The following is an 11,899-nucleotide window of genomic DNA, read 5'->3' on the forward strand; positions in this document are numbered from 1 at the left end:
ATGACCAATGAAACGCATACTCAGGCTTGGCAGTGCGGGGCTGATCTGGTGGTTAATCATTTAGAGCAGCAAGGTGTAAAGCAGGTGTTCGGTATTCCCGGCGCTAAAATTGATCGAGTATTTAATTCACTGGAAGATTCCAGCATTCAAACGATTGTGGTGCGCCACGAAGCGAATGCGGCTTTCATGGCTGCGGCCATCGGCCGGCTAACCGGTAAAGCAGGCGTTGCATTAGTCACCTCAGGGCCGGGTTGCGCCAACTTAGTCACCGGACTGGCAACAGCAACCTCTGAAGGGGATCCAGTGGTGGCACTGGGCGGCGCGGTAAAACGAGCCGATAGCCTGAAAATAACTCACCAGAGTATGGATACTGTGAGTATTTTTCGCCCGATAACTAAGTTTAGTGCGGAGGTGACGGCCTCTGCGGCGCTGTCAGAAGTCCTGGGTAATGCCTTTAGAACCGCTGAATTTGGTCGGCCGGGCGCGGCCTTTGTTAGCCTGCCGCAAGATATCCTCAACAACCCTGTGACCAGCCAGGCATTGATTCATCAACCATGTCCACACAATGGCGGTGCACCCTTGGATGAGATTACTGCCGTGGCTAAGTTGATTAACAACGCTAAAAATCCCATTTTGCTCCTTGGATTGATGGCCAGTCAGCCGGCAAACGCTCAAGCCATTCGGCGTTTACTTCACCATAGCAAAATACCGGTCACCAGCACCTATCAAGCCGCAGGGGTGGTTGATCAGGCGCACTTTGATCATTTTGCCGGGCGGGTGGGCTTGTTTAATAATCAGGCTGGCGACAAGTTACTACAACAAGCCGATGTGATTATCACCATCGGTTATAGCCCTGTGGAATATGACCCAGCGCTATGGAACAACGGCCAGGCAACACTGATACATCTGGATATTTTACCCGCCGAAATAGATGCAGCCTATCAACCGGAAAAAGAGTTATTGGGCGATATTGCCGCTACCATAGATGCATTAGCCCCCCGGATACATGGCCCGTTAATATTAACATTGGCAACACAGGCGGTATTGGAAGAGCGCTGCCGCCAACGACGAGACTTGGCCCTCCGGGCTGACCATATGAGTGGTTTCGCTATTCATCCGCTGCGTTTAGTCCGGGCAATGCAGGATATTGTTAATAGTGACGTGACCCTATGTGTCGATATGGGGAGCTTTCACATCTGGATTGCCCGCTATCTTTACAGCTTCCGCACCCGTCAAATTTTGATGTCAAACGGTCAACAGACTATGGGTGTTGCACTGCCATGGGCCATTGCCGCCGCACTGGTGAACCCACATCAAAAGGTCGTATCCGTATCAGGTGACGGCGGTTTTATGCAATCGAGTATGGAGCTAGAAACTGCGGTGCGCCTGAAAAGCAATTTACTGCATATTATTTGGGTCGATAACGGTTACAACATGGTGGAAATACAGCAGCAGAAAAAATACCATCGGCCATCGGGAGTTAGCTTTGGCCCGATTGATTTCAAAATGTACGCCGAATCCTTTGGTGCGAAAGGTTTTGCCGTAGAATCTGCTGACGAATTATCCCATAAATTGCATCAAGCTATGGATGTATTAGGCCCGGCAGTCATTGCCATCCCAGTGGATTATTCAGATAACTATCGTTTAATGGAAGAGCTGAATATCAGCCAATTGCTGTAGTGCGAAGCCCGTATCGGGTGGCGTGCAACGTAGTTGCTGACACATCGAGGGATACAAAAAAGCCGTGTTAATCATATAAAAAAACCCTGACCATAAGATCAGGGCTTTATGGTTATTACTCTTAATAACCAATCACATCAAGATGCGCAGCATACGGCGCAATGGCTCTGCCGCGCCCCATAGCAACTGGTCACCTACAGTAAAGGCGGAGAGATACTCCGGCCCCATATTCAATTTACGCAGGCGGCCAACCGGGGTATTCAATGTACCGGTTACCGCAGCCGGAGTCAGTTCACGCATGCTCAGCTCGCGGTCGTTCGGGATAACACGAACCCAGTCATTGTGCGTTGCCAACATTTGCTCAATTTCTGGCAATGGCACGTCTTTTTTCAGTTTCAGCGTAAAGGCTTGGCTATGGCAACGCAGCGCACCGATGCGCACGCACAGACCATCTACTGGAATGACGCTGCTGGTGTTCAGAATTTTGTTAGTTTCAGCCTGGCCTTTCCACTCTTCGCGGCTCTGACCATTATCCAGTTGTTTGTCGATCCACGGGATCAGGCTACCTGCCAGCGGTACACCAAAGTTATCAGTCGGCAAGGTACCACTACGGGTTGCAGCAGTGACCTTACGTTCAATATCCAAAATGGCAGAGGCCGGGTCTTGCAACTCTTTAGCCACGCCAGCATGTAGCATACCCATCTGAGTCAGCAACTCACGCATATGGCGCGCGCCACCACCGGATGCTGCCTGATAAGTGGCAACTGATGCCCACTCAACCAAATTATTAGCAAACAAACCACCCAAAGACATCAGCATCAGGCTAACGGTACAGTTACCCCCCGCAAAGGTCTTGATACCTTTATCTAAACCCTGTTGAATGACACTATGGTTAACCGGATCCAGAATAATAATTGCGTCATCTTGCATACGAAGAGAAGAAGCGGCGTCGATCCAATAGCCTTTCCAGCCGATTTCTCGCAGCTTTGGATAAACTTCGTTGGTATAATCTCCTCCTTGGCAGGTGATGATAATATCCAATGCACTCAGCGCATCAATATCATAAGCATCTTGCAACGTACCTTGCTGGCCGGTAAATGTCGGCGCGGCCTGGCCATGTTGCGAGGTGGAGAAAAAGACCGGGCGAATACCGTCAAAGTCGCGTTCTTCAATCATGCGTTGCATGAGTACTGAGCCGACCATACCGCGCCAGCCGATAAAACCAACATTTTTCATGTTTACTGTCCTGCCTTGGAAGGTGACACCGATTAATGGATGCCTGTCTTGTATAACTGCGCGCTGTAAGGGTACGGCAGACTGACTAAGATAGACCTGATACCACCTTACAAAATATGGACAAAGTGGCAAGTGAATTTATTCGATACCAGAATGATTCAAAGCAATCTTCCTAATATGTGGCTTTGATTGGCGGGAAACGCCAGTCCCTAGAGGTAATAATGACTGAGATGATTGCGGCAACAGTGCTGCTGTTTTTGATTATGGACCCACTGGGAAATCTGCCGATTTTTATGTCGGTACTCAAGCATCTGGAACCTAAGCGGCGGCGAGTCGTATTGATTCGCGAATTGCTCATTGCGCTGATATTAATGCTGATTTTCCTATTCGCTGGCGAGAAGATTCTGGCGTTCCTAAATCTGCGAACTGAAACGGTGTCGATATCGGGTGGTATTATTCTGTTTTTAATCGCAATTAAGATGATTTTCCCCACCCCAGAAAGTAACGTTACCGGGTTATCGGCTGGGGAAGAGCCATTCTTAGTACCACTGGCTATTCCCTTAGTCGCGGGTCCGTCGATTCTGGCAACGCTGATGCTACTGTCGCATCAATATCCTAATCAAATTAGCCATTTAGTGTTGGCGTTGATGATTGCGTGGGGGTTGTCTGCGGCGATTTTGCTGATGTCGAATCTGTTCCTGCGCCTGCTGGGTAATAAAGGCGTCAGTGCGCTGGAACGGTTGATGGGGTTAATTTTGGTGATGCTATCTACGCAGATGTTTTTAGATGGTGTGCGGGCATATTTGACCAAATAGGGTTGGCCTCAGTTGCGCAATCCAAGAGGGGCGCGCCCTCTTGGGTATAAACTCACTTTAGTTACGACTTTTCAGTGCTAATACACAACGCTGCACCACGTTATCAATATCCGCATCAATATCGACGCAGAGAACATCTGGCTCATCTGAACCTGGCTCTTCCAACGCGTCAAACTGGCTTTTCAGCAGATCAGTTGGCATAAAATGGCCGGAGCGGGCTTTTAATCGCTCCATGATGACGTCGAAACTGCCTTTTAGATATATAAACACCATCCCCGGATTACCTTCCCGCAGACGATCACGATAACGGCGCTTCAGCGCTGAGCAGACAATAATACCGGTTTCATTTTTATGATTCAGGCTGTAGGCAGCATCACTCAAACGCTCCAGCCACGGCATACGATCTTCATCATTCAGTGGATGCCCACTGCCCATTTTCTGAATATTGGCACGAGGATGCAGATCGTCACCATCAATAAATTTGGCATGGATTTGGCGGGCTACAGCCTCTCCTACCGTGGTTTTGCCGCTACCCGATACACCCATCACGATAATGCTATGTCCTGCCATAATGTTGATCTCTATCTCAGAATGGGAATTTTACTGCTCTCTATGGTTCCGTATTTTACCATGTTACCGGTATCATGATACCGGTAACAAATGAAGATGTGATTTTTATCACAAAGGCCATCTTCCGACCCTACTGACGATAAAAAGAAGCTGACCGCAAATCATAACAAAAAACGAAATACCCAAAGTTATTGGAGAAATACTATGCCATTAGTCATTGTCGCGGTTGGCGTTGCCATGCTGCTGTTACTGATGATCCGTTTCAAACTGAACGGATTTATCTCGTTGATACTGGTCGCGCTGGCGGTAGGTATCATGCAAGGGATGCCAGTCGATAAAGTCGTCGGCTCAATCAAAGCTGGGGTTGGCGGAACGTTAGGCAGTCTGGCGCTGATTATGGGCTTTGGTGCCATGCTCGGTAAATTACTGGCTGATTGTGGGGGCGCTCAACGAATTGCGACCACGCTGATTGATAAATTTGGCAAAAAACACATTCAGTGGGCGGTCGTGCTGACTGGTTTTACTGTCGGTTTTGCGCTGTTTTATGAAGTGGGCTTTGTACTGTTGCTGCCACTGGTGTTTAGTATCGCGGCGTCAGCCCGTATCCCACTGTTGTATGTCGGTGTGCCGATGGCCGCAGCCTTGTCGGTAACCCACGGTTTTCTACCTCCTCACCCCGGCCCAACGGCTATTGCGACCATTTTCCACGCGGATATGGGTAAAACGCTGCTGTACGGGACTTTACTGGCAATTCCGACCGTTATTCTGGCCGGCCCGGTGTTTGCGCGCTTCCTAAAAGGAATTGATAAACCGGTACCAGAAGGATTGTATAACCCGAAAACCTTCACCGATGAAGAGATGCCAAGCTTTGGCGTCAGTGTCTGTACAGCGCTGGTTCCGGTGATTTTGATGGCATTGCGGGCAGTGGCAGAGATGATTTTGCCAAAAGGCCACCCAGTGCTCTCTTATGCAGAGTTCTTCGGTGATCCGGTGATAGCCACCTTAATCGCTGTATTGATAGCAATTTTCACCTTTGGCTTAAACCGTGGCCGTTCAATGGAAGCGGTGATGGATACGGTAACTGACTCCATTAAAATCATTGCGATGATGTTGTTGGTTATCGGCGGTGGCGGTGCTTTCAAACAGGTTTTAGTTGACAGTGGCGTTGATCATTATATTGCCAATATGATGAATAGCAGCGGCTTATCACCAATTCTGATGGCATGGTCAATCGCAGCCGTACTGCGTATTGCGCTAGGTTCTGCGACAGTAGCGGCCATTACGGCTGGCGGTATTGTAGCGCCGCTCATTGCCACCACGGGTGCCAGCCCTGAATTAATGGTTATTGCCGTTGGTTCCGGTAGCGTGATTTTCTCTCACGTCAACGACCCAGGCTTTTGGTTGTTCAAGGAGTACTTCAACTTGACCATTGTAGAAACCTTTAAGTCATGGTCAGTGCTGGAAACCATTATTTCGGTCTGCGGCCTGGTCGGTTGCCTGTTATTAGCCATGGTGATATAGCATCTGGCAGCAATAGTTATTTAGCTAAACCATTGTGATTTAAATACTGCCGCCGGGGAGGATGGTGAAACCGACATCAACCATCCTCGGCGCTACCGCCTCTCCGCGCAGTTTTGCCAGCAAACGCTCGGCACCAATTTGCCCCATTCTTTCACGCGGGGTAAGCACACTGGCCAGCTTGGGTACCATCGACTGGCCAATATCGTGACCATGGAAACCCGCTATTGCCATATCATAAGGGATAGATAACCCCTGACGCTGACACTCAAATACAGCACCAATTGCCAGGTCATCATTGGTACAAAAAATACTGTCAATCAGTGGATAACTGGCTTGCGCTTCACGCAACAACTCAGCACCTGCCGAATATGACGATGAACGGCTGGTCATCACGCTCATCGGCACCAAACCGGATTCACGCATCCCCTGCTCATAGCCTTGCTGCTTAATGACGGTACGCTCATCCTGACGTGCACCAAAATAGACAACATGGCGATGGCCTTTGGCGATAACTTGCTGCGTCATCTGCCTTGCCGCTTCAAAGTTATTAAAGCCCACAGCCAAATCAATACACGGTGAAATACAATCCATCAGCTCAATGACTGGAATCCCCGCGACCTCAATCATTTTCAATGTACGGGCGGTATGGTGACGTTCGGAGAGGATTAGGCCGTCAATATTATAAGAGAGTAACGAGGTTAACCGTTGCTCCTCACGCTCTTTCTGATAGCCATAGTGCGCTAGCATAGTCTGATAGCCATGCGCATCCGTCACACTCTCAATGCCGCGCAAAACCTCGGCAAAAACCTGGTTGGTCAATGACGGCAACAATACACCGATGGCATGACTGGTCGCGTTGGACAGGATATCGGGGGCGCGGTTGGGGATATAGCCCAGTTCGTCTAATGCCAGCGCGATTTTTTTCTGCAAAAGCGCAGAAACTTGTTCTGGATTACGCAAATACCGGCTGACGGTCATTTTTGTCACCCCAACCATATCGGCGACGTCTTGGAGCACTGGCCTTTTTTTCTTCATTATCAATGAACTGAGGCTGGGTAAATGGGATGCTATTCTAGCAAAGAAAAGGGTATGGCGCGATGCACATACCCTTTTTTACATATACCCGTCATACTTCAAGCTGCCTATGCGTTGGCTGCTTTCTTTCACCCGAATCACTTACCTGAGTAAGCTCATCGGGATTCACTCAATTGCCGCCTTCCTGCAACTCGAATTATTAGGGTATGAGATGGTCAAACTTAAACTGGCGGTAAATCAAACAACAAAATTTCACTGTCTTCATCAGCATGAATAGAAAGTGCAGCTTCATCCCAGATAGCGAATGCATCGCTGGCCGCAGCATGATGCCCATTGATAGAGACCTTACCTCGGACTACCTGTATCCAGATGCGGCGCTCTGCTTGAATCTGATAAATGGACTGCTCCTCGCGTTTCAGTGCCCAGCGCCAGAGTGTCATGTCCTGGAATACTTTCAGCGAGCCATCGCGGGCATCCGGTGATAACACCAACTGCCGCCCTTGCGGGATATCAAACATCTGCTGTTCATAACGCGGCTCCAAACCTGTCTTATTGGGGATAATCCAAATCTGGTACAAATGCAGCGGTTGGTCGTCACGGCCATTATATTCTGAATGACGAATACCGGTACCTGCGCTCATAATCTGGAATTCACCGGCATGGATCTGCTCTTTATTACCCATACTGTCTTTGTGCTCGACAGTACCAGACAGCACATAAGTCAGAATTTCCATATCTTTATGCGGATGGGTACCAAACCCCTGACCTGCATCGATCACATCTTCGTTAATCACTCGCAGTGCTGAAAACCCCATAAATTCTGGATCGTAATAATCAGCGAATGAGAAGGTATGCCAACTGTCCAACCAACCGTGATTAGCATAGCCACGTTCTTCTGCTTTGCGTAAATAGATCATGTTCAGTTCTCCTCAACGTTTTCTTTAGTCTAGATGTCGCGGGAGAATATGAAAGCGTAAAAAACTCACTCCTCTGTTCAAAAAATTCGACTGATTAATAAGTTGAAAGACAAATGATTTGAATTTGAAGTAATTAGCGAAAGAAAACGTTGAGAGAACTTGAGATATGACTGCCTACGAACCAATGATGCAGCGAACAAACAGTGCGAAATAGGCAAAAAAAAAGCCAGCACCCGGCTGGCTAAGTAAACACTGGAAGCAATGTGAGCAATGTCGTGCCTTCGTAATGTGAACACCTAAACACTGATGGCCTCATCTGAAAGCACGACAATGATAATCATTATCACTCTCACTTGTAAAGTGTTTTTTCTAACCACTTGCAATATTATTGACTCAGGTAAATAAAACGCTATTTTATTAGGTAATTCAAACAGTAAGAGTAAGGGTATGTTTATGGAAAATGTGCAGATACGCCATGTGGAGTTCACCGACTATCCCGCTTTGCGGCAGTTATTTTCTCATCCACAGGTTTATCGCGACACGTTACAGCTTCCCCTACCTTCTGAAGAGATGTGGGCCAAAAGAATTAAAGATTTTCCCGCCGGGATGCATAGCTTGGTGGCATGTATTGACGAGGAGATCGTTGGGCAATTGACTGTCGAAGCCAACCAACGGGCACGGCGTAAGCATGTCGCCACTTTTGGTATTGCTGTTGATGCAAATTACTGTGGACAAGGCATCGGCAGTGTATTAATGACTGCCATGATTGATTTATGTGATAACTGGTTGAATATACAACGTATTGAGCTAACAGTGTTTGTCGATAATCTGGCGGCTATCGCGCTTTACCGCAAGTTTGGCTTTGAAATTGAAGGTACCAGCCCACGCTTTGCTTTTCGCGAGGGCCAATATATCGATGCGTATCATATGGGGCGAATCAAGATATCCGCCTAATCCTCAGGGGATAGTGTATCAACCTATCCCCTGCCATAACTGAATATGACTAAATGCTCGCGGTTTCTTTAATATAGTGGCGGGCTTTTACTGCATACTCAAATGGATTAGCGATAGCCGGATCCTGCTCTGCCTCTACTACCATCCAGCCCTGATAGCCTTTTTCATCCAGCAATTTAAATACCGGACGGAAATCAATTACCCCATCGCCCGGTACAGTGAACATGCCTTTTTTCACCCCATCGAGGAAACTGAGTTTATTCGCTTTCACATCAGCCACTATTTCATCCCGCACATCTTTTAAATGAACATGATTAATACGCGGCAGGTATTTCTCCAAAATAGCCAGCATCGCCGCCTGGCTCCCCTCAGAAACATAGGCATGACCTGTATCAAAGAGCAGATATACATCGTCGTTAACCATACTCATATAACGATCTATTTCTTCGGTAGTTTGGATCCCCGTCCCCATATGGTGGTGCAAACAGACTTGCATACCTTTGGTTGCCGCAATCTTGGCTAATTCGTTATAACCATCAGCAACTCGCTGCCATTGCACATCAGTGAAGTGTGGTTTTTCTTCAAATACTGCCTTCGTCGTCCCTTGAATGCTCTTACTTTGTTCTGAGCAACCAATCACTTTTGCGCCCATTATATGGAGGAAATTCATATGATTAATAAATTCATCAATGGTCTTGGTCCGCTGGTCATCGGCAAAGAAAGTGCTAAACCATGCATTACAAATCTGCATACCGCGCAGCTCAAGCATAGGTTTAAGTACGTTAGGATCTCGCGGGTATTTACTACCAACCTCGCAACCAGTAAATCCGGCAAGAGCCATTTCACTGATACATTGTTGGAAGGTATTTTCTTTGCCTAAGTCAGGCATATCATCATTGGTCCAGCCAATTGGCGCGATTGCTAACTTCACACGTTCTTTATTCATAATAAACCTCTGCGATACATCCAATTTATAGAGATGAATACAATTAAAATGTGATTAATTGCCCGTCTTTAATGCAGGAAAATATACCTTTGGCGCTTGAAGCTGCGGCGTTGTTCACTGCAACGTCAATAACGTTGGGCTAAGTTTTTATTTAAAATCTTAAAGAGAACTTGCAACTGAGGCCGCCGGGCGACTTTATTTCCCCAACAATTCGCGCTCAATACGTTCGCGAGTAGCCACCGCCTGATGCACCATTTTTTCTGGATAACCAAAAAGAGAAGTCGCAATAATTGACTCACCACCGACTTTAAAGGTGCGATTAGCGAAATCCATATCGCGCAGAGTTTGAAATAAGGCAGAGAAATCGACTTCCCCTTCACCAATACCAACATGTTGATGAATAACCGCATCAACACCTGGTGGATTCACAATATAACGGCAATGCTTGGTGTGATTCATGGTGTCTGCAATCAATACATGAGAAAGGTCAACACCCGCATATTTCAGCATGCTGGCAACGTCTCCTTTGCCCTTATCGTAGAAAAAGGTATGGGGCACGCTATACAGATACTTCACATTATCGCTGCGGAGTGATTTCACTAAATCTGCGGTTTCATTATTTTCTTCACAAAAATCCCACGGATGAGATTGAATCTCTACCCGAATCCCTTCCCGCTCAATAATCGGCAATAACTCTTCCATTGAGCGATACCACATCTCTTCGCAAACTTCTGGCTCATTTGGATCGCCAGAAAGTTCGGTATTAATCACAGAGACACCCATTTCAACTGCAATTTCAATCATTCTCTTCCAGTTGGTCACCGCAGCCTGCCGCCTTGCCTCGAGTGGCCCAGCCCAACGATAAACCACAATAAAGGAAGATATTTGCACCCCGGTTTCTTTTAGTACTTTCTTATATTCAGCAACAACTTCGCGGCCCGCTTTTGGGTGTTTATAAAATGGGTTTAACTGCGGATGCGGTGATTGTTCAATATAGTCATATCCCCATTCTGCCACTTGACGAACCATATTGCTGATACCAAGGCCTTTAATGACATCAACATCAAATGCAATCTTCATCGCTCCCCCGTTTCACGCAAGATACATGCAAGCTTGAGATAAACTCCATTTGCAACAAAAAACCTGACTATGCGGCAGCAGGCTAGCTAGCGCACAGGCAGCAGAGTTTGATGTTATTTATTATAAAAATCAGGTCGTGGCGGCAAACTCACAGGAACAATTTCACCGCTATTCTGTGCCGCAATACAGGCATCCGCAGTAACGGCGGCAGCAAAACCATCCCAGGCAGAAGGACCGGTGAGTTTTTCAGCTAAAACGTCATTGATAAATGCTTGTAACTCAACATCATAAGCATCAATAAAGCGGTCTTTCCAATCGGTCAGTATTTCATGCGATAGCCGTGCCTGGCTGCGCATCAGCACGGATGAGGGTTCTGGTAATTTTGCAATACCGGTATCACCTACCACTTCACATTGAATATCATAGCCATATTGACAGTTCACAAAGATTTCAACATCTATACGCGTTCCTTTCGCCGTTTCAAATAACACCACCTGCGGGTCTTTCAGATGCGCTTTAGCGTGTTTGGCTTTACGTGGGAAAACAACCTGAACGGAGACATAATCATCATCCAGCAGCCAGCGCAGTACATCAATCTCATGGATCAATGTGTCAGTAATAGCCATATTGGTGGTGTAATTTTCGCCGACTCTCGGGTTACGGTGAGCACAATGCAGCATCAAGGGTTCACCGATTTCCCCACGAGTAATCACATCTTTCAGTGCGCGATAACCCTGATCATAAGGGCGCATAAACCCAACCTGAACCAAGCGTTTACCCTTGGCGGCTTCAGCCTCTACAATTCGCTTACACCCTTCAGCTGTCACCGCCAACGGCTTTTCACAAAATACATATTTACCCGCAGCGATGGCTGCCAGAACAAACTCTTCGTGACTCGGCCCCCAAGATGTGACTAATACCGCATCCACCTCTTTTGCATTAATCACTTCATGCCCATCGGCATAGATATTCGCCTCAATACCCAGATCACGAATAACTTTAGTGGCATGCTGCTGATTGATATCCGTTACAGCAACCACACGAGCGCCCTGTAAAACTTTACTGCAACGACGAATATGATCCTGGCCGATAGCACCTGTTCCGATGACACCAATATTTAACGACATATTATTTTCCTCATGAAG

Annotated in this window: 12 protein-coding genes; 4 read left to right on the forward strand and 8 right to left on the reverse strand. The window is 47.2% G+C overall.

The features are described 5' to 3' along the window. The gene (locus A6J66_015820) at window positions 1-1,680 is read left to right on the forward strand and encodes an acetolactate synthase AlsS (GenBank protein ID PNM25512.1); all 1,680 of its coding nucleotides are present in this window, start codon (window positions 1-3) and stop codon (window positions 1,678-1,680) included. A gap of 132 nt (window positions 1,681-1,812) precedes the next feature. Here A6J66_015820 and asd read toward each other — a convergent pair whose 3' ends face one another. Next, window positions 1,813-2,916, reverse strand: a complete 1,104-nt coding sequence (gene asd, locus A6J66_015825) for an aspartate-semialdehyde dehydrogenase (protein PNM25513.1) — start codon at window positions 2,914-2,916, stop codon at window positions 1,813-1,815. Between the two features lie 230 nt (window positions 2,917-3,146). Here asd and A6J66_015830 point away from each other — a divergent pair, with 230 nt between their 5' ends. Continuing rightward, the gene (locus A6J66_015830; GenBank protein PNM27041.1) at window positions 3,147-3,731 is read left to right on the forward strand and encodes an antibiotic transporter; all 585 of its coding nucleotides are present in this window, start codon (window positions 3,147-3,149) and stop codon (window positions 3,729-3,731) included. 57 nt (window positions 3,732-3,788) lie between these two features. On the opposite strand, the gene idnK is transcribed toward A6J66_015830, so the two are convergent. Next, entirely contained in the window at window positions 3,789-4,301 is a 513-nt protein-coding gene (idnK, locus tag A6J66_015835; GenBank protein PNM25514.1) for a gluconokinase, read from the reverse strand. Between the two features lie 204 nt (window positions 4,302-4,505). Between idnK and A6J66_015840 the strand changes: the two genes are divergently transcribed. Beyond that, complete coding sequence (locus A6J66_015840; GenBank protein ID PNM25515.1) at window positions 4,506-5,822, forward strand: gluconate transporter; 1,317 nt, start codon at window positions 4,506-4,508, stop codon at window positions 5,820-5,822. Window positions 5,823-5,861: 39 nt separating this feature from the next. Here the strand turns inward: A6J66_015840 and A6J66_015845 are convergent, their stop codons facing one another. From A6J66_015845 to A6J66_015855, 3 genes are all read right to left on the reverse strand, one after another. Further along, on the reverse strand, window positions 5,862-6,857 hold the full coding sequence (locus tag A6J66_015845) for a LacI family DNA-binding transcriptional regulator (GenBank protein PNM25516.1): 996 nt from the start codon (window positions 6,855-6,857) through the stop codon (window positions 5,862-5,864). Between the two features lie 221 nt (window positions 6,858-7,078). Continuing rightward, a complete protein-coding gene (locus A6J66_015850) occupies window positions 7,079-7,774 on the reverse strand; it encodes a pirin family protein (protein ID PNM25517.1) in 696 nt (231 codons plus the stop codon). 296 nt (window positions 7,775-8,070) lie between these two features. Then, entirely contained in the window at window positions 8,071-8,262 is a 192-nt protein-coding gene (locus A6J66_015855) for a hypothetical protein (protein ID PNM25518.1), read from the reverse strand. On the opposite strand from A6J66_015855, the gene A6J66_015860 reads away from it, so the two are divergent. Beyond that, a complete protein-coding gene (locus A6J66_015860; GenBank protein PNM25519.1) occupies window positions 8,228-8,728 on the forward strand; it encodes a GNAT family N-acetyltransferase in 501 nt (166 codons plus the stop codon). The genes A6J66_015855 and A6J66_015860 overlap by 35 nt on opposite strands. Before the next feature lie 49 nt (window positions 8,729-8,777). On the opposite strand, the gene iolE is transcribed toward A6J66_015860, so the two are convergent. The 3 genes from iolE to A6J66_015875 form a co-directional block, all read right to left on the reverse strand. Beyond that, window positions 8,778-9,674, reverse strand: a complete 897-nt coding sequence (iolE, locus tag A6J66_015865; protein ID PNM25520.1) for a myo-inosose-2 dehydratase — start codon at window positions 9,672-9,674, stop codon at window positions 8,778-8,780. Between the two features lie 195 nt (window positions 9,675-9,869). Further along, window positions 9,870-10,754, reverse strand: a complete 885-nt coding sequence (locus A6J66_015870) for a sugar phosphate isomerase/epimerase (GenBank protein ID PNM25521.1) — start codon at window positions 10,752-10,754, stop codon at window positions 9,870-9,872. 113 nt (window positions 10,755-10,867) lie between these two features. Beyond that, window positions 10,868-11,881: a gfo/Idh/MocA family oxidoreductase gene (locus A6J66_015875; protein ID PNM25522.1), complete on the reverse strand. Its 1,014-nt coding sequence runs from the start codon at window positions 11,879-11,881 to the stop codon at window positions 10,868-10,870. Window positions 11,882-11,899 lie beyond the last annotated feature (18 nt).

The sequence above is a fragment of the Yersinia enterocolitica genome, assembly GCA_002082245.2.
Taxonomy (GTDB): domain Bacteria; phylum Pseudomonadota; class Gammaproteobacteria; order Enterobacterales; family Enterobacteriaceae; genus Yersinia; species Yersinia enterocolitica_E.